Raw genomic sequence first — 25,396 nt, 5'->3', positions numbered from 1 at the left:
AACAACCAAGTTGTGATGAATCGAAATTTATGGATTACTGCTTTAATTGCTTTGATTAATTTCCTCAGTTTGACAGTTTTAATTTCCATTATCTATCTTTATGGCAAAGAATTTGGCCTGAGTGATTTTCAGGCAAGTTTGTTATTTTCGATTTATTCCATAGCTCAGTTTTTTGCAACTCAGGTGATTGGTAAACTTTCCAATCGCTTTGGACGCAAACCTTTACTCATTATCAGTTTAGCCGCAACTGCGTTAGCGTTTGCGAAGCGTCTCGTAGAGAAGCTCGCCGCAGAGCAGGCTAACTTAATAGCTGGAACGTTTACTTTTGTAATATTATTTTTGGCAATAGTGACTCGCAAAAGCTACACACCTCAAGTTAAGTCATAATTCTGTTTGAGACGTAGACAAATCAAAAGATCTGATCAATAGACCCAATAAATTAAAAGACGCGATTGCTCGCGTCTCTTTTTCTTTTAACCAAACTTAAATTCTTAGAAAAAAATAGGGTGGGCATTGCCCACCCTAATGATTTATCTGCTAGAAACTTATTTATTTTTTAGGATTTGGTTGCTGATCTTTGGAACAGCGATCAAACCACTCCTGGTATTTTTTTTGATGAGATTCGTCTTCAACAGAAATTGCAACTCGCACCCGCTTGCATCCGTGATTTTTTTCTAGTGCGATCGCATTCAATAATAAACTAGCAATTTTAGGCGAACTAAATTCACCACTCACTGTTAAAGCACCCTCAAAATTTTTAATTTCAAGTCTTTCTACTTCATTCAACTCCAGTCCAGAAATTTCGCCTCCACTTAAATCAATTTCTGCGAGTTGTTTGTGTTCTGGGCTGACTTGTTCGACAATTAATTTCTCACGACGGACGGGAACTTGTACCATCCGAGTTTCAATTTCTTTGCGAACAATTACTTCACCAACCCTATGCTTGTTGTTTTCAACAACTAGGCGTTCTTCCAGTAAACGAATAATCTTTTCTTCACTAACATTATCTAAGTCTGCCGGTTCAACAGAGTTATTTGTAGTTTGATTATAAGCTAGTTCTTTATTTGAGTTTTCAGATAGCTCTGAGAGTTTGCGTAGGGGCAGCCCGTCGTAGACATCGCCTGGTGTTTCTGATTCTAAATATTCAGGCATATACTCTATTTCTGATTGGTCTAAGTCTATAAAAACAGATTTAGTCGGGTTATCAATTTTTTTGACTCTCTGGCTCTGCACTTGGAATAAAGAAGGATGTTTATCGGCTAAATTCCGATCAGATACTAGACTCTGTTGATTCACTCGGTTAGATATAACTAAGTTTAGCCGATGATTCTCATCTACAATTAAATCTTGAACCCTTCCTACTAGCTCACCTTGACTATCAAACACAACGAAATTATTCACCTTGTTTTTCAAAGTTGCTAGTAAGGTGTTAGTGTGAGTATTTGACCTTACCTGTCCAATGTTATTTGCCATCGGTTAGCTATTAGTAAAAGGGACTGATTACTAGGGACTGGGTATTGGGTATTAGGAAAATAGTCCCTATTCCCCAGCCCCTATATCCTGTTAGCGTTCTTCAATGGGAAGATTAGGAGCATTTACGTCTAGTTCTTCACGACGCACAGTTTCTTTAGCTTCAACTGTGTCTTGGTCTACGACTTTTCTAACTCTAACTTCTTCCCGCAAAACTGCTTCTTTGCGAATTTCAGGAGTTTCTTCATGGAGTTCGACGCGAGCAACTTCACCTTCACGGAAGTCTGCTTCACGTGCAGAAACAGGTCTACCTGCATCCGCAGGAGTTACACGTTCAATCACAACTCGCTCTTTTTCTACTGGCACTGCGACTCGTGCAGTCTCAGTTTCTACATGTTTACCAATTGCTACTTCTCCAGTCTTACGGCGTCGTGTACCCGCGACTAGTCGTTCTTCATACAATCTCAAAGTTTGATGATCTTGTTCATTTAAGTTGTATAAAGAAGGCTCATGTTCGTATGTGTAGCTATCACGGTTGAAAGTAGGAGTAGAATAGCTCGTATCTAATGGTGCCGATGCTTCTACAGGTGTTGATGCTTCTACAGAACGGTTGTAGTCTCCGGGCTGGCGATATACTCCACGCACGCGTTCTTCATAGTCGTAGTCAAGCGCTAGGCGTTCGTTGAACTCAGGTAAATCTTCTGCTTGCTCTCTAGTTAAACCAATGGTGTAAACGCGATCGGTATTATAGTCAATACGGGCGCGACCAATTGGTAGTAATACTTTTTTACCAAAAATCCAGAAGCCTAAGTCAACAACTAGATAACGGATATGACCATCTTCATCCACTAAAACATCGTTGACAGTACCAATTTTTTCATCGGTTCCTTGTGTATAGACCCCAAGTCCCTTAATATCATGGCCTTCAAAAGTATCCCGGTAGTTAGGCTCAAAATCTTCTAATTTGTAAAGTACCATTCTGTTTTACCTCAAAAATTTTATTTACATCTCCTTGTTAATAAGGTAGACATTTATTTACTTATTTGCCTCCTTCTATCGAAATATTTTTTTAATAAAAAATTATCAAAAGTTAGAGAGATTTTATAATATTATGTTTCACTTATTATAAAAATCTAAATCCTAACAGGCAAAGATAAAAAATTAACTTTGCCTGTTAGGATTTATGAATATAGAGGAAAATTCCGAATTATTTAAGCCAGAATTTAAGAGTAAAACACGTTTGATTTCTATCGGAGCTACTTGGTGTAATTCACCAACATAAACAGCTAAAAGTTAGCAGATATGTTTTTAACTTATACAGCACTTTGGAAGTGAATGAAGTACACATCTTAATCTTAATTTGATCAATCTTGTAGGGTGGGCATCTTGACCGCCCTTGTGTACCTCATTTAGATGAAATATGCTCTAACTGTTAACTTTTAAACAGTTTCATGTTTAATACTATCAGTTTCCTGCACATGTAACTCACCGGCAGTATCAACATTTAACTCTTCTCTACGAATCGTATCTTGTGCTTCTACAGTGTCGCGTTCTATTACCTTCTTAACCCGGACTTCTTCACGGACAAAGGCTTCTTTACGTATTTCGGGTGTTTCTTCGTAGACTGCTATCCGTGCTACTTCACCTTCTTGAAACTTAAGTTCGTTGGTATCAACAGATCCTGCTTCTGTGGGTACAACTCGCTCAATTAGAACTCGTTCTTTTTGAATAGGTACTGTGACACGTGCGGTTTCCGTTTCAATATGCTTACCAACAGCTACTTCCCCAGTTTTGATCCGATGCTTATTGGCAACTAATCGTTCTTCATAGAGCCTAAAAGTTTGATGATATTGCTCATTCAACTCGTATAAAGCTGGTTCTTTCTGGTAATTGTATGTATCATTATAATTCACACCACTGGTTGATGAACGAAATACACTACGTACTTTTTCTTCGTAATCGTTATCAACATTTCCGATTTCTCGATACTCAGGCAATCTTTCAATTTGCTCTCTGCTTAAACCATCAACATGCACACTTCTTGCTGGATAATTGATACGCGAAAGACCAACTGGTAGTAAGATTTGTTTATTAACGGAATCTAGGCTTGTGTCAATAATTAAATACCGGAAACGACCATCATCGTCAACTAAAACATCAATAACTGAGCCAACTCTCTGTTCGCCTTCAGTATAAACATCCAGTGCTTTTACATCGTCTCCGCCAAAAGTTTCTCGATAATTTGGGTCAAAATGTTCAAGTTTGTGAAGAGGCATATGCTGTTCCCAAGTTTTTTATTAATCCTTATCGGCTAGTCTAAAAAATACTCGGCTGAATCTCCTCCTGCTGGCGACTGAATTAAATTGAGAGATTTCATAGTCTTTAGCTCATACTTTATGATGGTAAAATTCCAGTTGAAGACTATTGATAATCAATAGAGATATAACTAAAGTGATAATCAGAGCCTGATATCCCGTACTTATTAAAAAACCGGGTATCTTGTCTATAGCGAATGATTAAGGATTGCTATACATAGCTGGGAACAGGGAACAGGGAAAAGGCAATGGGCAATGGGCTTGAAAATCTCTGGGTGTTTGGACTTTACGGTCAGCTTATGTCCTAAACAATGCTTCAACTGCTATGATTTTTTACTTTATTTGTTTGTAATATTTTTTAATGTAAAAAATAATACCAATTCAATTAATGATTGCAACACATCCTTGGCTGAAGAGGCGATGCATCGCGTCTCTACAGGTGGTATATTTGTCACCTTCTCTCTTCAAATTGGTATAACTTACTTTAATCCAAGCTACGATTATCGTTAGTTTTTACTTTTTAAAACTACTGAGAGTTTTTGTTAAATATTGTGCCAATGTAAACGCATCCACACCCAATTCGGTGCGTTCTTGCGCTGCTAAAATACCTGCTTGGGAGTGCCACCAAGCGGCAGTTGCAGCAATATCTTCTACTGGGATCTGTTTAGTTGCCGCTTGTGCCAACAATCCACCCAGTAGCCCAGTTAAAACGTCGCCGCTACCGCCACGCGCTAAGGCGGGTGTACTTTCTGGAACAATCCAAACTTCACTTTGGGAGTTGGCTACGGCAGTTCTCGCACCTTTTAACAATATTACTGCTCCACTTTGTGCTGCTGCTTGTTGTACTGCTTTCACCCTATTATGTTTGGCATCGGTGATATGGGGAAACAATCGCTGGAATTCACCTGCGTGGGGTGTGAGGATGGTTGGTGCTTGGCGTTTTTGTAAAGTGGGGATGGTTGCAATTTGGGCAAGTATATTTAGACCATCGGCATCGAGAACCAAAGGAACATCGCTTTCTACGACTTGTTCTACAATGGGACTGGCATCTGTTGTTAAACCAGGGCCACAAGCGATCGCACTAAAAGAACTCAGATTAGTTTTTGCAGGTAGTTGCAATTGGGCAATAGCGCCAGTTTCCGTTTCTGGGCAACCGACAATCAGCGCTTCTGGCAAATGCGACACCAAAAGAGATTTCAAGGATTCTGGTACAGCAACCGAAAGCATTCCCACACCACTACCCCGCGCACCCAAACCAGTTAAAATTGCTCCACCTGCATAGCGCCGCGAACCACAAATCAGCAGTAAATGTCCTTCTTTATATTTGTGGGTAACTGGTGGACGAGGTAGAGGTAAAGTCGAAAGTGCCGTTGCTGATGTAATGCGTTTAATTCTGGGTGCATTTTCTAGAACAGCTTCAACATCAGCCAAAGGAATATCAAAATCAATTAACTCAGCTTTGCCAATATATTCCAGCGCTTGGTCTTGCAAGAAAGCCAACTTCCATAAACCCAAGCAAAACGTGTGAGTGGCGCGAATCGCAGTTGCTAATACTTCGCCTGTGTCGGTGTGCAACCCCGAAGGTAAATCAATACTCAAAATTGGCACAGACAATTCATTTAATTGATTAATTGCAGAGGCGATGGGATCGGTGAGGTTTTTTTCTAAACCAAATCCAAACAACCCATCAATCAACAAATCAGAACTCGGCAATTGCTCAATTTCTTGATAAATTGGGATATTTAAACTCTGAGCATACTGCAAGTGCTGTGTAGTTAATTCTTTGAGCTGAGAAAAAGGAGAATAAATCCAAATTTCATACCCACGAAAATGTAATTCGCGGGCTACTACTAAAGCATCTCCCCCATTGTGACCGGGACCAACCAGAATGCCGATACGGCCATTTGAGGAAGAGGATGAGGGAGATGAAGAGGAAAATTGTTGCGTTTGTTTGAGATTTGGATAAATATTTGGAATGCGACGGGCAATTAAGCCCGCTACCTTTTCCATCAAAGCTACTACAGGCATTCCTGCTGCAAAGATCCGCGCTTCAATATCGCGCATTTGCCCAGCAGTTACTACTACTTGTGAAATTTGTTCTTGCCTATCTGACATCAGTGCTGAGTGCTGACTGAGGATTGGGAATTAGGAGTTATGAGTTTCATGTTACTCCAAACTCCAAACTTTAAACTCCCAACTCCTAACTTTTTACTCCGCACGGGCTAAACGCCGTGCTACCGCTTACAGCATTTTTTTACTTACCGTAATAAACCCTAGCATCCTTGTATCCTATGTTTCGGAGATACTTGTTCCATTCTTGTGCTTGTACTCGGTCAGCGAAAGGCCCTACTGCTACGTGTGGCCCTCGTGGTTGTGTTCTTTCGAGGACTCCACCAGATCGTCCTAAATCTTGGCTGAATCGGGCTAAATTCTGTCTAATTTGAGCAGCGATCGCAGGTAAATCTTCTCGAGTAGTAGGAATGGCGACAAAATATCTAGAGACTTGTTTTGGGACATTTGTAGAACGGCGATCGCTACTCAAACCTCTATTACTTCCATCAAAGGAACCTATTTCTTGTCCGTTAGCAAAACTGATAATTCGTGCGCCATAAATGCCTCGTGACTGTAGTTCATTCACTCGTTGTTGAGCATTAGATACTCTAGTGAAAACTCCTGATTGAATGACATTACGTCCTTGGTATTCTCGAATGTAAGCACTGGGTTCAAACCGACGTATTTCTTGTAGGGTCTGGAAATTACTACCATCAACAAAAACTAAGTAACGTTCAAAGTTTTGGTTATATTGACTAAACTGTGCTGGTTGAGAAGGCTGAAAATTCTGCTCAGGTTGATAAATTTCTGCTGGTTGAGACGGCTGAAAAACCTGTGCTGGTTGGGAGGGTTGAAAGTTCTGCTCAGGTTGGTAAGTCTGCGCTGGTTCCGCCGGTGGTAACTGCGGTGATTCTTGAAAGGGAACTGGCGGTAAAGTTTCAAATTCTTGAGCCAGCAGCAGGTTGCTGTTGGAAATTTGTGCTTGTGCTGGAGTAGAGTTGGCAAGCACCGCTAAACATCCTCCCATTAATAAGGAGAAGATTTGAAATCGCATAAATTGACTTGGTATTCTACTAGACATAAAAGTAGAGTGCATTGTAAGAAAACTTACAAATATTATACTGATAGTTTTAGATAACAGCACCTTGTAAGCGAATCACCAAAGCATACCGTAGCAATTTGACATTGCAGCAGTCGGAATTGATTGCCGCAGAGTTTCCATTTTTATTTTCGTCAGTCTTAACTTACTATTAATACAGTTATGATTCAGCAGGAGTCATTATCCCGCATTTATTATAAGTTCCAATCCAAACATTAAGTCCATTACTTAATTTATCGATAGGTAATTTATCTTCATGTACCTTTTGGTAGCTTCGCTGCACTGATATAGGACTAGTATTTGATTTCTGAAAAAATTTAAGTATGTGTAGGGTGTGTTACGGCTTCCGTAACGCACCACCCGAAGGTTTTGGTGCGTTAGCCTACGGCATAACACACCCTACGTATATTTCAAAAATCAAATATGATTCCTATACAATATTCAACAAAGACATTGCGAATCCGATTAATCTCAGTACTTGCTTGGTCTAAGCTGGGAGGATTAAAACAATGAGGATTGAAACTTGGCTTACTAAGAATAGCATCACATTCATCTGTGACAATTACCTTATTAGGTGATTGAGGATTGAAACTCAACACTATTAAGGGTAGATGAAATCATTGTGCTAGTGACAATTACCTTATTAGGTGATTGAGGATTGAAACAGCTTTTGGTAGATAGTGATCTTCAGTTTTGATATGTGACAATTACCTTATTAGGTGATTGATGATTGAAACATTGAGGATTAAAACTTTAAGAGCTTATACTATTATTAGTGACAATTACCTTACTAGGTGATTGAGGATTGAAAATGAAAAAAGTCGTCGTTGGTCTTTCGGGTGGTGTTGACAGTTCCACCGCCGCTGCTATCCTGCACCATCAGGGTTATGAAGTAATTGGTTTGACTCTTTGGCTAATGAAAGGCAAAGGTCAATGTTGCTCTGAAGGTATGATCGACGCGGCTGGTATCTGTGAACAACTGGGCATTCCCCACGAAGTTGTGGATATTCGGGATGTCTTCCAAACAAATATTGTCGATTTCTTGGTGACTGGTTACAGTGCTGGGATCACGCCTTTGCCTTGCTCTCAGTGCAATAAAACGGTGAAATTTGGCCCAATGGTGCAGTATGCCCATGAAAAATTAGGATGCGATCGCATTGCCACTGGTCATTATGCCCGAATTAACTATGACGAAGCTACCGGACGTTATCAGTTATTACGAGCTGTTGACCGTAACAAAGACCAGTCTTATTTTCTCTATGATTTGTCTCAAGATTTACTAGAGGCGAGTGTATTTCCTTTGGGCGAACTGGAAAAAACTGATACTCGTCGCATTGCTGCTGAATACGGACTGCAAACTGCTGATAAGCCTGAAAGTCAAGACCTGTGCTTAGTGGAAAGTAACGGTTCCATGCGGGCATTTTTGGATAAATATTTAGCTCCCAAAACAGGTGATATTGTGGATACCACAGGCAAAGTTTTGGGACAGCATGATGGTGTTCATCACTACACAATCGGACAGCGCAAAGGTTTGGGAATTGCTGCTCCTGAACCGCTGTATGTGATTGAATTAGATGCAGTGAATAATCGAGTTGTTGTTGGCGATCGCACTAAGGTAACTCAGCCAGAATGTACTGTAGGGCGAGTAAATTGGGTTTCTATTGCCGAACCATCTACCCCAATTCACGCCGAAGTGCAAATTCGCTATCGTTCCACACCTACACCAGTGACGGTGATTCCTCTGGAAAACTCCCGTGTGCGTTTGGTGTTTGATGAACCCCAATTCAGCATCACACCCGGACAAGCTGCGGTGTGGTATGACGGAGAAAAAGTCTTAGGTGGCGGAATTATCGAACAATTTAGCTAATGTAGAGACGTTGCATTGCAACGTCTTTATTATTACTCAGAGTTGCCATTCTGTTGGAAATTAATTTTATTTTTAGTAATATTGGCAGTCGATAAATTTATAGTTTTGCAATGGCGATCGCTCTAATTATATTGACAAAAATTATTGCAAAAAATTAATCACCTGTAGGGTTTTACAGGTATACACTCTGTTGAAGCATAATTTCGGACATAAACTGACCGTAAAACCCAGACACCAATAGGCTTTCTTTGCCTGTTGCCTATTCCCTACTATAGTTACTTGAAATTTTGAGCTTGTAAACTCGGAACGCCGAAATGAGAACTTGGAATGTTGCATGAGAGTCTATAACTTTTGTGTACACATTATCTGCTGGGAAGAAAAGCGAAAGCAGATACATTTTGTACACATAGGGATACTAGTTACCCAAAGTTTGATAGAAGTAGTGTTATTTATGATTGTCATAATTCAAACAACTGACCCTCAATCATCAATGGTGAACTCTACCCTTGTTCTCACGCTCTATGTCAACCCGATAACGGGGAATGATGCTAATATCGGTTCCCGGTTAAGTCCGTTTAAAAGCCTTACCCGTGCTTTAAAAGTAACTAAAATTCCTACAATCATTCATTTAGCAACTGGCACTTACGGCGTGGCTAGTGGCGAGACGTTTCCTCTAGTTATCCGTGGAGGAGTGAAGGTGGTAGGTAATGAAGCTAACAAAGGAGCAGAGATTGTAATTTCTGGGAGCGGGGAGTATCAAAGTCCCAGCTTTGGAATGCAAAATATCGCGCTGCTGTTGTTAGAAAATGCCAGTCTTTTAGGTGTAACTGTCACGAATCCTTCAGCAAAAGGTACTGGTATTTGGATTGAATCAGCTGCACCTACCTTAGCCAATAATACTTTCAGTAACTGTGGGCGAGAAGGTGTGTTTGCCACTGGCGAAGCTAAACCAACAATTTTGGATAATGTATTTGTGCAAAATACTGCCAGTGGCTTAGTGATGGCAGGTCATAGCCAGGGCAAAGTATTGGGAAATATATTTCAAAGAAACCCTTTGGGGATAGTAATTAGTGACTTTGCGGCTCCGGCGATCGCCAATAACAAATTATCAGAAAATCGCACAGCGATCGCACTTTCTCGCAATGCCCGTCCTGTGCTGCGTCAAAATCTCATTGCTAAAAATACTCAAGGTGGTCTATTAGTCAATGGCAATGCAGCCCCCGATTTAGGTAGTAGCGAAGATCCCGCTGACAATATTTTTCGTGATAATACTGGATTTGATTTACACAATGTCACTACACAAAAGCTTGTTTGTGTAGGTAATCAGTTGAATCCTGCTCTAGTCAAGGGATTGGTGGAATTAATTACGGGGAAAAGTGGGGATGCAGGGAATGTATTACAAACACTCACTGTGTCTTCTTCTCTCTTTGCGTCTTCTTCTGTGTCTGCGTCTGTTCAACTACATGGTCATTGGGCAGAACCATTCATTCAGGCATTGCTGAGTATGGATTTAATTGACGATTTGGCTGATGGTAGCTACCAGCCAGATAAACCAATGACTCGCGCTGAATACGCGGCTTTGGTGGCGGTTGCTTTTAAGCCCACTGCTAAACGCCCAGCAGCAGATTTTGTAGATGTATCCAAAGATTTTTGGGCGTATAATGCTATCCAAATTGCAGCTAGAGGCGGCTTTGTTGGCGGATTTAGCGATCGCACTTTCCACCCGCATCAAAATGTCAAACGGCTACAAGTAATTGTCTCTTTAGTTAACGGACTGGGACTACCACAGGCTGATAACAATGTTTTAGAAGTGTATAGCGATCGCCATAGTATTCCTGACTATGCCGAAAAAGCTGTTGCTACTGCTACACATAAAAGAATAATTGTCAACTATCCAGACCCGAAACTGCTTGCACCTTTGCGTCCGGCAACCTGCGCTGAAGTTGCAGCAATGGTTTATCAGGCGTTAGTCGCCATTGGGCGAACACCAGCGATTAAATCGGCGAATAATGAACACTTAGTAGGGGATTCATAGGGTTTGGAGTTTGGATACAATGCATTGAGTGGCACACAACTGTGTGCCCCTACTACTGTATTGGAGGTAATTAAAAACTGCTGTCAATCAGCGAATAATCGATATAAAGACTGTTGAGTAATAAAAATAACTATTAAATCACTCTATAGACTCTTGCATCTGGGAACTTGACAAGTAGAATAGGAAACACTGCCTATCCACTTGACAACTCTGGGAAAAAAACCATGTAGTTAAAAGCACGATAGGCTATATGCGATGGGTGAAAAATCTTAGACCTATTGCCAAAAGCTAACAGCCTCATGTTAACAACACTTCCAGACACCTCTGCCAATTTGGCGATCGCGTTATTAATTCACTATAGTTTTGATCTCAGTGGGTATACTGCCAATGAGCTTGTTGAACGTTGGCAAACACAATACCCACTCAATTGGCTACACCTGGCAGTGATTGAAGCACTATATCAAGGTCGTTATAAAGCGGTTTCTGTGCAGCAAATCTTAGTATTTTGGCAGCGGCGGGAACAGGCTACATATCATTTCAACATGGAATTTGAACGTATGGTGTGTAGCAAGTTTCCTCAAAGCCTAACTTCATTAGCTGCGCCAGCCCTACCGCCAGTGAAGAGAAACCCGATTTTTGAGAAAGTAACGAAACCTCAATTACCACCTGGGAAAGTTAGCAATGGTCATCAAAAAACTAATACTACAACCCTACAACTGAACGGTCACAAACAAAAGACATCTTTAGAGGGCCAAGAAGCTAGGGAGGATCTCAAGTCTACCAATGGAAGTGACTCAGCTTCTTTGGTAACGCTTCAGCTACCGTCTGCTGTTAGCCAAAGGCAAACTTCATCAGAAAGTGCATCATCAGTCTCTCACCAACAGTCAAAACTGCTACCACCTGCGCCTATTCGTCCGCCAATAGGGCAATTTACCCCAGAAAAAAGCGATCGCTCTGAGTCTTTTACGTCTAAACTCAAAGCGATGTCTGGAGAACAGGCGTAATGCCAAATCCTGGTTATCCTCTTTTTTTAAAAGCAGGGGGAGCAGGGGAGGCAGGGGACGCAGGGGGAGAAGAAAGAGGGGTTATAAAAGGGGATTTGGTATAATAATTCCTCACCGGAGCTTCGGAGTCTCCGGCTTTGCTCAATAGTAAACAGTGTTTCGGTGAAGTAGACAAATTATACCAATTGGAAAAAAGAATGCGACAAATAGACCATCTGTAGAGACGCGATGAATCGCGTCTTTAACCAAGGATGTGTTGCAATCATTAATTGAATTGGTATTAGTTTTCAATTCTGGCTTCTGAATTCTGACTTGTGTCACAATACTGCTCGCTTTGTGCATTTTTAACTCGGCATTGGATTTGGGGAAAAGGTTAATGGTTCGACAAGCTCACCAACCGGGTAAAGGTTAAAGGTTTTTTCTTTCCCCCTTTCCCCTTCCCCTTTTCCCCAAAACCCGACAAGTATTGACTTGTGTCAGATGTTTGCAATTAATTGCTGAAATCGCTGGTCTTTGGCGATATCATCAAAATCTAGGTCAGTTGCTGCTTCTTGTTTATATCTGGGATTAATTTCAATTGCTTGTTGCAGAGTTACTAGAGATAGTTCGATTTGTCTTTGGAGTGCGTAACAGGCTGCTTTGTTGTAATAAGCGCTGGCATAATCTGGCTTAATTTCTAATGCTTTATTAAAACTAGCGATCGCTTCGTCATCGCGTCCAAGTCTGACTAGGGTATAACCATATTTATCCAATATTTTCGGAGAATTTGGTTGTAATTCTAGGGCTTTTTCCAAAGATGGAATTGCATCTTCATATTTTTCTAATGTTATTAGGGAAATACTCCGATTTAACCAAGCAACTGTATCGTCAGGCTGGATTTGTGTAGCTTTATCAAATGAGGCAAAAGCTTGATGATGCTGTTGTAAATTACCAAAAGCAACACCGCGATCGCACCAAGCTTGATGATAATCTGGTTGTATCTGAATAGCTCGATCGTAAGAGGCAATAGCATCTTTGAAACGTTTTAGTCTTCCGAGAGTTAAGCCGTGTTTTAGCCAAATAACAGGGTCATCAGGTTGAATTTTAACTGCTTGGTTGTAAGTGGCGATCGCATCTTCATAACGTCTTTCGGAAAACAGCGCATCTCCCTGCTTTACATACTCCTCAGCAGTAAATTCCGGTTGTTGTGGCTGTTCTTCTTTTCTTGTTTCAACTTCAGAACTTGCATCCTTTTGAATGGATGAAGATGTCATCTCAATCAATTCTTGAAGAATGATATCTTTTCTGTATTGGGCATCCAATTGTAACTCAGATAACTGAGAGACAAACTCCGTTTCTAATTTTTCTAGCTTCTCTAAAATCAGAATTTTTTGTTGTTGAGCATTCAATTGTAATTCTGAGAATTGGGAACTAAATTCATAACCAGATTTTTGCAAATCCTCAATAATTAACTCTTGAGATTTTTGAGCTTCTACTTCTAATTGAGATAAGCGATCAGCAAATTCTGATTGCAATGCTCTTAAATTCTCAATAATTTTATTTTTTTGCTCTTGAGCATTTGCCTGTAATTCAGATATTTGAGACTTCAATTCATTATCTAATTTCTCAAATGTGATATTTCTTTGCTGTTGAACATCTATTTCTAAATTAGATAATTGAGAAGCAAATTCTGACTGTAACTTGGTTAAATTCTCAAAAATTATATCCTTTTGATATTGAGTATCAGATTGCCAGCCGGAAAGTTGAGATCTGAACTCAGATTTTGATAGTTCTAAATCAGCAACGGCTAATTCTTGCTGTTCTTGTATACCCAACTTTAAATTAGACAGTTCTTCGGATAAACTAGATAATAATTTTCCGAGATTTTCCAGTGCTAAATCTCTTTGTTCTTGAGCCTCCAACTCCAACTTGGATAATGCAGAAGCAAATTTTGACTCTAAAGATGTTATATTTTCTTGAGATTTTTGAATTTCCGATTCTAACCTATTTAATATCTGTGTTTTAACCAAATCTATATCAGATGTCACAAGAGATAAATTTTCTGCTTGATTTCTAATTTTTTCTTGGAAAGCAGCAGTTTCCTGTTCTAAGTCATAATTTATTTTTTTAGATGCTTGAATAAGATTTTCCGCATCTTGCTTAACAGTAATTAACTGATTTTGTAAGTTTTCTACTCCCTCTAATTGTTGCATTGCTCGCTCAACAATTTCACGGATGATGGCTCGTCGCAATAGCCAAAGTAAAGCAATGATAGCCAGCGGAAATAAACTTAATATAACTAGCCAGATATTGATTAAAATAGTTGTACGGCTAAAAGCACTCTTCAAATCAGATTGAACTTGCTTTTCAGCTCGTAGTCGCGTTAATTCTTCGCGTTCCTGATTTGATAACACCGCAGCAGGAGTTGTTGCTGGTTTGGCTAATGGTACAGATTGTCCACTGGCAATACTAGCAGATAGTAGTAAAGGTGAAAAGATAATAGCGCTTTTTACAAATAAAGCGAAAATAGCTTGATTTTTGCTCTTCATAACAACCATCTCAATCTTTTGGTCAGTCCTTGAAGCGGCGTGCCTCTCTCCAATCTATAACAAAATTAAGTAGTAATCTGGTGAAATATACTAAAGGATAGGCATTGAGTTCATTCTGCCACAGCTGATATCTCAGTAGCTACCTCTTTTGGAATATCTAATTTTTTACATTATCTACTTAAAGCTGAGGTCTTCAAATTACTATATAAGATAAGCAAATTACTTTGGCTAAAATTTATCAAAATAGAATCAAGGCTTGAGTCATTAAAATTCATTTGTCTATTAGAGTATGACTGGCGGATAAATAAACGGTGAAACACCACACCAGTTCAAATTTGCCACACTCTTAATTTTGATTTCTGAATTCTGAGTTCTTCTTCAATTAACAAAGGCGGTAGGAAATGAGTCGTATCAATCCTTATACACTGCAAATGCAGATTACCCGAATGTTTGAGCAGGGACAATCATTATTTGCCATAACCAAAGTGCAAGACTGGTTGAAAGAACGCCAACACAACCCACTAGATTATGATATTGTTTTCCATCAAAAACCTGCACCTCCTGGTTCAAAACAAGTGATGGTAGTAGAAATTGAATTACGCCGCAAAGATGGACAACCAGTAGATCCCTGGTTGCAAGAACAAGCCAACCTTCATGCGTGATGCAATTTTAGATTTGAGATTTGGGATTTTGGATTGTCTCAAGTACATGTAGGGTGCGTTGCGCTGCGCTGCGCTGCGTGACAACGCACCCTACTATTGTTTTGTGTTTAATCAAGTTGAATGTTGTAATCTTTTTTCAAATTCGCAAAATTCACATTATCTTAACATAATTTACGAAAATCAAGCGTTCCCAATTGCGGAACGCTCTTTGTTATCTTTGTAATAATTATGTAAGAATTCAGAATTCAGGAGCCATCAAAATGATTGGGAAATCTAGTCTGCTATGGCTTGAGTTTTTGAAGCTGATTGAACTTGGGTATCTGAGTTTGATTAATTCTGAGTTCTGGATTCTAAATTATGACAGTACTGTTTCAAATAATTAAAATGAAATCTAATCGGCATTGGGTTTTTGCGTTTTGGTTTTACTTTGGAATTTTAATGTTCATTTCCATATCAGCCTACTTAAAAATCATTCCCGTTGAAATGCCGCGTTTTCCGTATTTCGATACAATTATGCATTTTCTGTTGCTAGGAATTGCTGCATACTTGGGACATTTAGCATTGAACAAACGTAAGATTGAAATATTTAACATTTCACTGCCGTTGACACCATTTATTGTTATCTTTTTTTGTATTCTTGACGAAATACTTCAATTCTTTACACCCCATCGCAGCTTTGATTTAGTTGACTTAGCAGCTGATTTGTGCGGTGTTGTGTTATTCACCTGGTTAGCAGAAAGACAAAATCTAAACAAATCTCAAAAAACTCAAATTTGATAAAGCAATAGGCAATCCGAAAGAAAAGTGTTTGAGTTGTAGTTAATTTTTCAGGGAATAAAATAGGAATCCTATATGTACAAAAATTGCAATTCTGGCTCAACGATTTTAGTGTCTTTGTGGTAGCCTGTAGTGAGCCATATCCATTTAAAACCATGAAAATCACCCAATCAGGTGAGTCGAATGGGTGAAGTACGACAAAGATAAATATCATAGACTGAGGCTATAAACGGTTAAGTGGTAACCAATTTATAGCCTCAAAAATTAGGAAGTGGATGATGAGTGGAAACCAAATTTGTGGAGAATTACCAAATCAAATTTATGCCAATTTGGGTAAAAGTTTTTTTGCCTGGATGATGGCTCAACGTAGTAGCACATATGATAAACTGATTGGCGATCGCAAACGCTCACTTTTTGCTAATCTCCAAGGTAAAGTATTAGAAATTAGTCCGCGAGATGGTTCTAACTTACCCTACTATCCTCAAAATATCCACTTAATAGGAATGGAGCCAGATATACAGATGCATTCCTATCTCCAAAAACAAGCTAAACAACTCGGCTTAAACATCGACATCCGCTTTGGTAATGCTGAATGGCTAGACGTTGAAGATAACACCATTGATACCGTTGTCACTACATTACTTTTATGCTCAGTGCCGAATATCAACTATACATTACAGGCAATTTTAAGAGTATTAAAACCGGGTGGACGCTTGTTATTTATTGAACACATCGCCGCACCTCAAGGAACTTTATTGCGAAAAATGCAAAATACAATTAGTCCGGTTTGGAAAGCGTTAGCTGATAATTGTCATCCAGATAGAGAAATTGACATTGCCTTAGAAAAGGCTGGTTTTACTAGCGTCAATTATGAGCATTTTCAAGTCGGATTGCCGATTGTCAGTCCTCATATTATCGGCGTGGCGACAAAATGATATTTTTACTCAGCACTTTTTTAACATTTTTTAATTTACTCTTGATTTGTTAACTATAAAATTTAATCTCATGGTTTTATTTAACTAATTATTTTTTTTATAAATACATATACATCATCTTGTTGGTATTTTAAATAAAAATTTTGATTGATTTTTAGTTGATTGACTAGTTTAGCACATATTTCTGTAGAACTCCCTAAACCAGGATGGCGTACATTAAGTAATATATAATTAAAAGTTTTTAAATCAATTATGGAAGAATTATTATGAACAACTTGGATTAACTTTCGTTGACTTAAATGTGGAGAAATTTGTATTGTTGTATAGACGCTACCTTTAGTTGTAACTAGTGCAATAGCTTGTTTGGTAGCTTGCCAATTATCTATAGAATTTAAATATCTTCCTCCAAAATAAGTAAATTTTGCTAAAGCTAAAAAAGTTATTAAAGACCACAATATAATTGCTTTTTTATATTTTAACCAGCCTTTACCTGCTGCAAGAGTTGAGATAACAGTAAGCATTAAGAATGGTAAGATCGGCAGAGAGTATTGGTGTATTAAATCTTTCTGAGCTGAATAGTCAGCTAAAATGTTAAGGGCTAAGCAAGGAATAGCAGCTATCAAAATTTTTAAACTTCGAAAAGAAAGCCCCCAGATTAATGGTATTGTTAATAAAGCTAAATATGCTAGATTAGCTAATGAGAAAATATTTTCTAATATAATTGTGGGATTCAAAACTAATGTTTTCGATGCTTCTAAGAAGGAGCTTCCTAAATAAGAATATTTTACTAATTGTCTTTCTACTGAAGCTGCTTCAGTACCAAAAAAAGGTATAACTATTTTAGTAGATATTATCAACCATAATAGACCAGTAATAATAGCAATTGTTCCGTATAAACGCTTTTTTTCAAAAAGTAATAACCATACTCCCATTGCAATAACCGTTAAACTTAATACTGCTTTACATATAAGTACTACGAATATGCTAATACAGAACCACCAAATACGGTTACTTCTAGCAGTTAAGACTGCTACTAAAAAAAGTGGTACAGTTATTACTTCTGGATGAAAATCAAATAAATTTACATTAAAAACTAAAGGATATAGCAGATAGGATACTCCTATTGCAAGTGCTTGATTCTCTTTTAATCCAGCTTGAAGACTCAAATACCATAGGGGTAAAGCCGCTATAGCTAAAGCAAAGGCTTGTATTGCAAATAGCCAGTAAACACTGGGGTATATTTTGTACAGTAAAGCTAAAGGATAAAATATAAAAGCTGCATGATCTCCTAAAATATGAAAATTTAAATAAGAAGATATCGGAGGCTGCCCTATACTAATTAAATAAATTGCTTGATCGAATATACCTAAGTCAAAAGCGGTTGATTTAAATAGTTCATGCCTGGTTGCACTACAAGTAAACAATATTATGATACTTGCTATAATTATCCAATTAAGAAATAACTTATTTCTCATTTATATAACTTTAAAAAAGACATCAATAGTATAAATGGGAAAAACTCTTTAATTTTTGTACAATTTAATATTGTAATTTAATTTAATTACTTGTGTTTTGCTGTAAAAAGCAAAGCTTTTACATTAATATTTTTTGTCTCACGCACAGAAGAGTGGGAAAATAACCACTTTTTTATTGCAACCTTTCTTCCATACCAACATTACCTTGTAAGCCACCTGTGTGTAGCAGCAACAAACTTTTACCTGGATCAAAAAATCCTTGCTGTAATAAATCCATCATTCCGTAAAACATTTTTGCAGTATACACGTAATCGAGAGGTACGCCGTGCGCCTCCCTAAACTGCTGGCTGAACAGTAGCAACTCCTGATTTACCTTTGCATAGCCGCCGAAGTGATAATCACACATTAATTCCCAGGATGCAGGAGAACTATATGGAGTCGGTAAGTTAGAGGCGAGGTAATTTATCAGCAAACTTTCGATTTCTTGTGCAAGAAAAGCTCCATTTTTCAATACAGGAAAACCGATCGCTTTTTGTCCTTGATGCAACGAAAGCGTAATCCCAGCGAGTGTTGTAGCGGTACCGCAGGCTAGGCAAATATAATCAAATGCGTAGGCGTAGCCAGCCGTAGGCGTCGCTTTACTAATTATCTCTGTGCAACCGCGCACACCGTTTAAATTATTACCGCCCTCAGGAATGATAAACACCTCGCCGAAACGCTGTCGCAGATATTCATGTAGCGCTGCCGTGTTGCGTTGTCGATACATCTCGCGCGAGAGGTACACAAGTTCCATACCTTGCTGTACAGCAAAACTCAGCGTTGGATTCAGCGGTAATTTTTCCTCCCCACGAATTACGCCAATGGTATGAAATCCCAAAAGATTGCCGGCGGCTGCGGTTGCATAGATGTGATTAGAATAAGCACCGCCAAAGGTAAGCAGCCTCGTGAAATTTTTCTGCTTCGCTTCCAAAAGGTTATATTTCAACTTAAACCACTTATTGCCATTAACCCACGGGTGCATAACATCAAGACGTAGCACAGACAAATTAACACCAGCCTCACGCGCAATTTTACTGTTGATTTGTTGTACAGATGGAGGAATAAATATTAAGGACATCGGTCGGAATAATTCGTAATTCGTAATTCGTAATTCGTAATTAAATTATAGAATTCAATACGGTTCAGTTAAGGCTAAAATTCTTTATAAAAGTCAATTTTCAAACAAATTGCCAAGTAAGCAAAGAGAAGGAATAAATCCTTAGCTGAACTGTATTTTTCTATAATTACGAATTACGAATTACGAATTAGTAATTAATTGTTTGGGTTGGCTGAGACTGCGGAAATAAAGACCGCCTACGATTATCCAAAAAAGTAGATAGCCAACAGCTTGAAGTAAATACAGTTTTTGGGTATAGCCAAATAAGGTTTTCAGCAAAATACCGGGAAACTGTCGGTCAGGTAAGATGGTTGAGAAATCCCAAACTTGGGGGCCTAAAAGACAAGATGTATTTCCTTGTCCGCAAAGTCCCAAGACTTCAGGGTTAATTTGGCTAAAAGCGATCGCCGCTGCATCAACATGGCGCAGAACAGAAATTACCAACCCGGAGACAATCAGCAGCAGCAACACACCCATCACCTGGAAAAATCGGCTTAAATTAATCCGGATGCTCCATTTAAACAGCAGCATACCGATGAGAACGGCGATCGCTAATCCTCCCATTGCACCCAAAACAGGTGTCAAACCTTCTTGAAACTTAGCGACGATAAACAAAGCTGTTTCTAACCCTTCACGAAACACAGCAATAAAAATTAAGCTAAAAATCGCCCAACCTGCGCTATCGTTTTCGCCCAAGGCACTTTTGACAGAACCTTCAATCTCAGCTTTGAGAAATCGTGCTTGCCGTGTCATCCAAATTAGCATCCAACTGAGCATGGCGATCGCAATTACGCCTAATCCCACTTCAAAAAGTTGCTTGAACACAGGCGCATAGAGTTGCTTAGATGTTTGCAATCCTTGTAATCCTACATGAATTAGCAAACCAAATACAAAACTTGCTAAGATACCAGCCAGAACTCCTAAGTAAACCCAACGCTGCAATTTTTGTTGTTGAGCTTGCTGTAAACACGCAAAGACGATTCCCACAACTAAAGCAGCTTCAACGCCTTCTCTTAAGGTGATAAAAAAAGTTGGTAATGCAGCACTCCAATTCATAGGACGTTCATTAAATAATTTCACTAACAGAGGTTTAGCCAGAGGTTTTGAGTATACTTGCTGAGTTTTCAAACAACCTCTCACAAGCTTCTGCCAAAGTTATGCTAACAGCGATCGCGCTTGCAGTGTGTTTTACTATAGTTCACCGAATCCAGATAAGCTGTATTATTTCACTTTGCTTACATGAAACAGACATTAGTAAAGCAGAATTAATAATTGATAAGTAAAACAGGATTTACGCCAGAGCTTGAGTTTATTAGCTTGATATTTACCTATTCATCAGCCAAATCACAACAAAAAATTTCTATACAAGACTAAGCTTAACTATTTTAAAAAGAAATAAAAATTAATTTTGTTAGAGTTTCACTACCATATTATTTGGTATTTACCCAATAAGTTGGTATTATCTTCAGTACATTGCACAGATACACTGAATCCAAAAAAATGCAAATCTCAGAAGAGGTTTGCAGCTAATTTTGGCTGTTGATTCATTTGTAATTTTTTGAATATTCAATAGGAAACGGAGAAATGTTTTATGCGTTTTAGCCGCAAAATACCCATTGCATCTTTAATACTATCAATGTTGTTTTTATGGCAGCTTACTTTAGCTGAATCAAATCGTGGGCTTGCTAGCGATCGCCAAGAAAAAACACCATCTATTTGGAATAAAAAGAAGTGTCTTGGAGGTTCTTCGCAAAGTTTTCGCTTAGGTGGAGAAGTCAAGAATCCAACTACCTATAACTTCCAAAAACTGAGAAATTTACGAAATGCTGTAAAAAACCAAAATCCAACATTACTTACTGAAATCACTGTCAGCTTTCAAACCGGCTCAGGCCCGCGAACAGAAACATACTATGGAGTTCCCCTATGGGAATTGATTAATAATCCGCAAGCCGGAGGTGGTCTAAAAACTGGTAATTCTGGAGTGAATACTAAAAACTCTTTTCTCAGGCAATATGTTCTAGTTGATGCCACAGATTGCTATGGTGCAGTCGTAGCTATTGGTGAAATTCAACCTAACTTTGCAGGGAAAACAGTGCTAGTTGCATTTGCAAAAAAAGGTAGTGATGGCAAAGTCGTACCTTTAACAGATGAAGGATTTGCTCGTTTAGTAGTTCCAGGCGATAAAGCTGGAGGTCGTTACGTTAGTAATGTGACAAATATCCTCATATTTTCTGCTCCTCCTTCTCCTATAAAACCATAATATTTCTAGCTAAAAAAGCTGAAATTCTTCATAAAAAACAAAATCCCCGATTTCTCCAAGAAATCGAGGATTTGTAACTTAAAATTCCTAAAAATAGGACTGCTATAGGATTTACACACAAGATATCCTCATCAATATTTACTGCCAAACGTAAATGAGGACAAACAAAATAATCCAGATAACATCGACGAAGTGCCAAAACAATGAAGTTGCATTGACGCCAAAGTGACCTGTGTCGTAATTACCAGGAATGAAAGAGCGTACTAAAATAATCAACTGCAACAGAATACCGGTGAGAACATGCAAACCGTGGAAGCCTGTGAGCAAATAGAACGTCCCACCAAATACCCCTGAGGTGAAGCCAAAGTCGAGGCCATTCCATTCAATTGCTTGTCCAACTAAAAAGTAAGTTCCCATCGCCATTGTTGCTAAAAGAAACAGGCGAAATTTCATTAAGTCATGGCGTTGAAGGGCGCGTTCTGCTAAGTAAATTACAAAGCTACTAGCAACAAGAACTACTGTATTGATTGCCGGTTCTTTTACTTCTAATCCAGAAACACCGACAGGTAGCCAGTTAGGAGTTGTTGTTTTGTAGATGATATATCCTGCAAAAAAACTTAGGAAAATTACGCTTTCAGAGAGTAGGAAGACAATGAAGCCAAACATTTTGTTGCCTTCTTCATCGTGGGTATGTTCTACCTCTGTGTGGTGTAATTCGTGGGAATTGATATAACTGTCCATTGGTGAAGTTGGCTTTTTGAGGGGTGAGTTTGAAACGCAAAGGGAAGCGCAGAGGTACGCGGAGGGTTTCTCCTGGATTTCTCACTTGTGAGAAATCCAGGGGTGTGGGAGGTGTGGGAGGTGTGGGAGGAGAGGGGGGCAAGCAGGGAGTGTGTGGGAGGATGGGGAAGAAATCTTTCCCCCCACACTCCCCACACCTCCCCACCTATGCGTGAGAAATTCGGGTTTCTGCGCCTTCCCAATATTTGGCGTTATTCTGGGAGATTAGCTGTCAGCGGTTCAGATTTGCCGTAGCCGTAGGGTTCAGAGATGATGATGGGAATCTCTTCAAAGTTTTCTACTGAAGGTGGTGAAGAAACCAACCACTCTAGTCCAATTGCCCGGTGGGGGTTATTGGGTGCTTTCTCGCCTTGCATCCAAGAAATCACCATGTTGAAAATGAAGGGCAAGGTGGACACTCCCAAGAGAAATCCGCCGACGCTAGCGATGATATTCCAGGATGTATACTCTGGGGCGTAGGAGGCAACTCGGCGTAACATTCCTTGCAATCCTAAGGGATGCATGGGCAAAAAGTTGAGGTTAGTGCCGATGAAGGCTAACCAGAAGTGTATTTTGCCCCAGCCCTCGTGGTACATCCGACCGGTCATTTTGGGGAACCAGTGATAAATGGCAGCATACAAACCCATCGTCACGGTGCCGTAGAGGACGTAGTGGAAGTGTCCGACTACAAAGTAGGTATTGTTAACGTGGACATCCACTGGCACGGAGGAAAGCATAATCCCTGTGATGCCGGCGAAAACAAACATTACTAGTCCACCAAGGGCAAACAGCATTGGGGTTTTCAACCGCAACTTACCGCCCCAAATAGTTGCCACCCAAGCAAACACTTTAATTCCTGTGGGGACAGACACAAACATAGTTGTCAGCATGAAAATCAAGCGCATCCAACCTGGTGTACCGCTGACATACATGTGGTGTACCCAAACGATACCGCTAACTACGGCAATCAAGATGGATGAAACAGCGACTACTTTGTAACCAAATAGGGGTTTACGCGAATAAACTGGGAATATTTCCGAGAAAATGCCAAAGACGGGCAAAATAATCACGTAAACGGCGGGGTGAGAGTAGAACCAAAAGTAATGCTGGAACATCACTGGGTTTCCGCCTCTGGCAGGATCGAAAAAGGCGGTGCCTGCGGTGAGGTCGAGTAGCAGCATTACTGCACCTGCTGTAAGTGCAGGTAGTCCAAATAGCTGAATGATTTGGGCGCTAAATACTGCCCAGACAAACAAGGGCATCCGGAAGAAGCCCATACCTGGGGCCCGCATCTTCACAATTGTGGTGACAAAGTTCACTGCCCCCATAATTGAAGATACGCCGGATACCGCCACTGCTAGCAGCCAGAGGACTTGACCATTGATTAAGTTTCCCGTGGGATTCTGGAGACTCACCGGAGGATAAGCCCACCAGCCTGCTTGGGCTGGGCCACCAGGAATAAAGAAGCTGCTCATCAAGAGAATCCCGACTACTGGCACCATCCAAAAAGCAACGGCGTTGAGGCGGGGAAATGCCATATCTCGCGCCCCAATCATCAAGGGCACTAGATAGTTGGCAAAACCAACCAGTGAGGGAAATGTCCACAAAAACAGCATTACGGTGCCGTGCATGGTAAACATGCCATTGTAGACTGTGCGATCTATTAAATCTGATTCGGGTGTCATCAGTTCTCCCCGAATCACCATTGCAAAGATACCACCGACGAGAAAGAAGAAAAATGAGGTAACGAGATACTGAATACCAATAACTTTATGGTCAGTGCTAAAGCTGAAGTATCGTTTCCAGTCGCCTGGAGATTCATGGTGAGAGTTCTCACCCACGATACTAATGCCGTCAATAGGAACATTAGTCATGAGTTAATTTCCTTTTAAGAAATGCAGAGTGGGTAGAGACGCGATTAATCGCGTCTGTACAACACAGTGGGGAAAGAAGGTGTTTGTTTGATTGGTAGTGGGTAGGGCGTTTTTCAACCAGGAGAATTGACTAGAGGAGGTGCAGCAGGGGTAACTGTAGCCCAACCAGTTTGGACTGATTGATTGGATGTTTGAGCATACTCAGAAGCTGCTTGATTCTTGGCTGGAGATGGCTTTTGAGTTGCGGCTTGAGATAGCCATTGATGGTAATCTTCAGGAGATTCAACAACCACATTTGCCTGCATGGTTGCAAAATATGTGCCGCTGTATTGGGAATCTGTCAATCGGTATTGGCCGGGACGGACGGGAGTAAATTCAAAGTCGATCGCATGGTTGGGAATAATATCCTGCTTGAGGCGAAATGCAGGAATGTAAAAGCCGTGCAGAACGTCTTGTGAGTTTAGCGCTAAACGCACCCGGTGATCGCTCGGTAAATGCAATTCAGTACTGGTGACATCTTTCTCTGGGTAATGAAAAACCCAAGCCCATTGTTTGGCTAATACGTCAATTTTTTCTACTGGTTCTAAGCCTGATGCAGCCAAAGAACTCTCCTTGTCTCCTTGTCCCCTTGCCCCCTTGTCCTCTTTAGGTACTGCATAAGCTGATTCCATTCCCAAGGGATTATGCAGGTGAACTAATTGGGACGGGCCTTGAATTCCCATTTGCTCATAGACTTGGTAGCTGTAACCTGCAATCCAAAACACCAACAAAATTGGGATTGCTGTCCATACAACTTCTAAGGTGATATTACCTTCAATTGCGGGGCCGTCGGTAAAGTCATCCTTAACTGCGCGATGGAAGATCACAGAATACATCAAAGTACTCGTTACTCCCAAGAAGATGAAGCTACCAAGGGTTACTAAGAAACTAATCAAATTATCAATTAGTTGGGATTCGGCTGCTGCTTGCGGAGGAAGCCAAGAGTAAGCCTGTTTGCCGATCCAGAGACTAGTAGCAGTCACCGCGATCGCGCCTGTAAGCAGCGTCAAAATATTTAAAATCTTCTGGATTTTCATGGTCAATATTTGGATGTTGGGCATGGGGCAT

General features: G+C 39.9%; 20 protein-coding genes. 8 read left to right on the top strand and 12 right to left on the bottom strand.

The window, feature by feature from the left end; genetic code table 11:
- The first annotated feature begins 15 nt into the window (after window positions 1–15).
- Window positions 16–387, top strand: a complete 372-nt coding sequence (locus tag ACM0OY_RS08415) for an MFS transporter (protein WP_414568409.1) — start codon at window positions 16–18, stop codon at window positions 385–387.
- 162 nt (window positions 388–549) lie between these two features.
- Here ACM0OY_RS08415 and ACM0OY_RS08410 read toward each other — a convergent pair whose 3' ends face one another.
- The 5 genes from ACM0OY_RS08410 to ACM0OY_RS08390 all read right to left on the bottom strand — a co-directional run bounded on the left by ACM0OY_RS08410 (window position 550) and on the right by ACM0OY_RS08390 (window position 6,891).
- Entirely contained in the window at window positions 550–1,473 is a 924-nt protein-coding gene (locus ACM0OY_RS08410; RefSeq protein ID WP_414568408.1) for a DUF2382 domain-containing protein, read from the bottom strand.
- Window positions 1,474–1,563: 90 nt separating this feature from the next.
- Window positions 1,564–2,448 (bottom strand): DUF2382 domain-containing protein, encoded by an 885-nt coding sequence (locus ACM0OY_RS08405; RefSeq protein WP_414568407.1) that lies wholly within the window; start codon window positions 2,446–2,448, stop codon window positions 1,564–1,566.
- Window positions 2,449–2,909: 461 nt separating this feature from the next.
- A complete protein-coding gene (locus tag ACM0OY_RS08400) occupies window positions 2,910–3,746 on the bottom strand; it encodes a DUF2382 domain-containing protein (protein WP_414568406.1) in 837 nt (278 codons plus the stop codon).
- Between the two features lie 552 nt (window positions 3,747–4,298).
- Window positions 4,299–5,900: an NAD(P)H-hydrate dehydratase gene (locus tag ACM0OY_RS08395; RefSeq protein WP_414568405.1), complete on the bottom strand. Its 1,602-nt coding sequence runs from the start codon at window positions 5,898–5,900 to the stop codon at window positions 4,299–4,301.
- Between the two features lie 139 nt (window positions 5,901–6,039).
- Window positions 6,040–6,891 (bottom strand): hypothetical protein, encoded by an 852-nt coding sequence (locus tag ACM0OY_RS08390; RefSeq protein ID WP_414568404.1) that lies wholly within the window; start codon window positions 6,889–6,891, stop codon window positions 6,040–6,042.
- Window positions 6,892–7,747: 856 nt separating this feature from the next.
- On the opposite strand from ACM0OY_RS08390, the gene mnmA reads away from it, so the two are divergent.
- The 3 genes from mnmA to ACM0OY_RS08375 all read left to right on the top strand — a co-directional run bounded on the left by mnmA (window position 7,748) and on the right by ACM0OY_RS08375 (window position 11,842).
- On the top strand, window positions 7,748–8,803 hold the full coding sequence (gene mnmA, locus ACM0OY_RS08385) for a tRNA 2-thiouridine(34) synthase MnmA (RefSeq protein ID WP_414568403.1): 1,056 nt from the start codon (window positions 7,748–7,750) through the stop codon (window positions 8,801–8,803).
- A gap of 490 nt (window positions 8,804–9,293) precedes the next feature.
- A complete protein-coding gene (locus ACM0OY_RS08380; RefSeq protein WP_414568479.1) occupies window positions 9,294–10,838 on the top strand; it encodes a DUF1565 domain-containing protein in 1,545 nt (514 codons plus the stop codon).
- A gap of 299 nt (window positions 10,839–11,137) precedes the next feature.
- Window positions 11,138–11,842: a hypothetical protein gene (locus ACM0OY_RS08375; protein ID WP_414568402.1), complete on the top strand. Its 705-nt coding sequence runs from the start codon at window positions 11,138–11,140 to the stop codon at window positions 11,840–11,842.
- Between the two features lie 476 nt (window positions 11,843–12,318).
- Here the strand turns inward: ACM0OY_RS08375 and ACM0OY_RS08370 are convergent, their stop codons facing one another.
- Window positions 12,319–14,370 carry a tetratricopeptide repeat protein gene (locus ACM0OY_RS08370; RefSeq protein ID WP_414568401.1) on the bottom strand — a complete coding sequence of 684 codons (2,052 nt, stop codon included), beginning with the start codon at window positions 14,368–14,370 and terminating at the stop codon, window positions 12,319–12,321.
- 401 nt (window positions 14,371–14,771) lie between these two features.
- Between ACM0OY_RS08370 and ACM0OY_RS08365 the strand changes: the two genes are divergently transcribed.
- The 3 genes from ACM0OY_RS08365 to ACM0OY_RS08355 all read left to right on the top strand — a co-directional run bounded on the left by ACM0OY_RS08365 (window position 14,772) and on the right by ACM0OY_RS08355 (window position 16,744).
- A complete protein-coding gene (locus ACM0OY_RS08365; RefSeq protein WP_414568400.1) occupies window positions 14,772–15,032 on the top strand; it encodes a hypothetical protein in 261 nt (86 codons plus the stop codon).
- A gap of 384 nt (window positions 15,033–15,416) precedes the next feature.
- Window positions 15,417–15,809, top strand: a complete 393-nt coding sequence (locus ACM0OY_RS08360) for a VanZ family protein (protein WP_414568399.1) — start codon at window positions 15,417–15,419, stop codon at window positions 15,807–15,809.
- A gap of 278 nt (window positions 15,810–16,087) precedes the next feature.
- Window positions 16,088–16,744, top strand: a complete 657-nt coding sequence (locus ACM0OY_RS08355) for a class I SAM-dependent methyltransferase (RefSeq protein WP_414568398.1) — start codon at window positions 16,088–16,090, stop codon at window positions 16,742–16,744.
- Between the two features lie 80 nt (window positions 16,745–16,824).
- Here ACM0OY_RS08355 and ACM0OY_RS08350 read toward each other — a convergent pair whose 3' ends face one another.
- From ACM0OY_RS08350 to ACM0OY_RS08340, 3 genes are all read right to left on the bottom strand, one after another.
- Window positions 16,825–18,219 (bottom strand): DUF2079 domain-containing protein, encoded by a 1,395-nt coding sequence (locus ACM0OY_RS08350; protein ID WP_414568397.1) that lies wholly within the window; start codon window positions 18,217–18,219, stop codon window positions 16,825–16,827.
- Window positions 18,220–18,391: 172 nt separating this feature from the next.
- Window positions 18,392–19,336: a 1-aminocyclopropane-1-carboxylate deaminase/D-cysteine desulfhydrase gene (locus ACM0OY_RS08345; protein WP_414568396.1), complete on the bottom strand. Its 945-nt coding sequence runs from the start codon at window positions 19,334–19,336 to the stop codon at window positions 18,392–18,394.
- 180 nt (window positions 19,337–19,516) lie between these two features.
- Window positions 19,517–20,431 carry an FTR1 family iron permease gene (locus ACM0OY_RS08340; RefSeq protein WP_414568478.1) on the bottom strand — a complete coding sequence of 305 codons (915 nt, stop codon included), beginning with the start codon at window positions 20,429–20,431 and terminating at the stop codon, window positions 19,517–19,519.
- 535 nt (window positions 20,432–20,966) lie between these two features.
- Between ACM0OY_RS08340 and ACM0OY_RS08335 the strand changes: the two genes are divergently transcribed.
- Window positions 20,967–21,635 carry a hypothetical protein gene (locus ACM0OY_RS08335; protein ID WP_414568395.1) on the top strand — a complete coding sequence of 223 codons (669 nt, stop codon included), beginning with the start codon at window positions 20,967–20,969 and terminating at the stop codon, window positions 21,633–21,635.
- A gap of 138 nt (window positions 21,636–21,773) precedes the next feature.
- Here ACM0OY_RS08335 and ACM0OY_RS08330 read toward each other — a convergent pair whose 3' ends face one another.
- From ACM0OY_RS08330 to ACM0OY_RS08320, 3 genes are all read right to left on the bottom strand, one after another.
- The gene (locus ACM0OY_RS08330) at window positions 21,774–22,376 is read right to left on the bottom strand and encodes a cytochrome c oxidase subunit 3 (protein WP_414568394.1); all 603 of its coding nucleotides are present in this window, start codon (window positions 22,374–22,376) and stop codon (window positions 21,774–21,776) included.
- Between the two features lie 251 nt (window positions 22,377–22,627).
- Window positions 22,628–24,289 carry a cytochrome c oxidase subunit I gene (ctaD, locus tag ACM0OY_RS08325; RefSeq protein ID WP_414568393.1) on the bottom strand — a complete coding sequence of 554 codons (1,662 nt, stop codon included), beginning with the start codon at window positions 24,287–24,289 and terminating at the stop codon, window positions 22,628–22,630.
- A gap of 113 nt (window positions 24,290–24,402) precedes the next feature.
- Window positions 24,403–25,365 carry a cytochrome c oxidase subunit II gene (locus ACM0OY_RS08320; protein ID WP_414568477.1) on the bottom strand — a complete coding sequence of 321 codons (963 nt, stop codon included), beginning with the start codon at window positions 25,363–25,365 and terminating at the stop codon, window positions 24,403–24,405.
- Window positions 25,366–25,396: the final 31 nt, after the last annotated feature.

The organism is Nostoc sp. CCY 9925 (genome assembly GCF_963920935.1).
Classification (GTDB): domain Bacteria; phylum Cyanobacteriota; class Cyanobacteriia; order Cyanobacteriales; family Nostocaceae; genus Nostoc.
The sequence above is the reverse complement of the archived record's forward strand: the minus strand, read 5'-3'. Positions and strand labels throughout refer to the sequence as shown.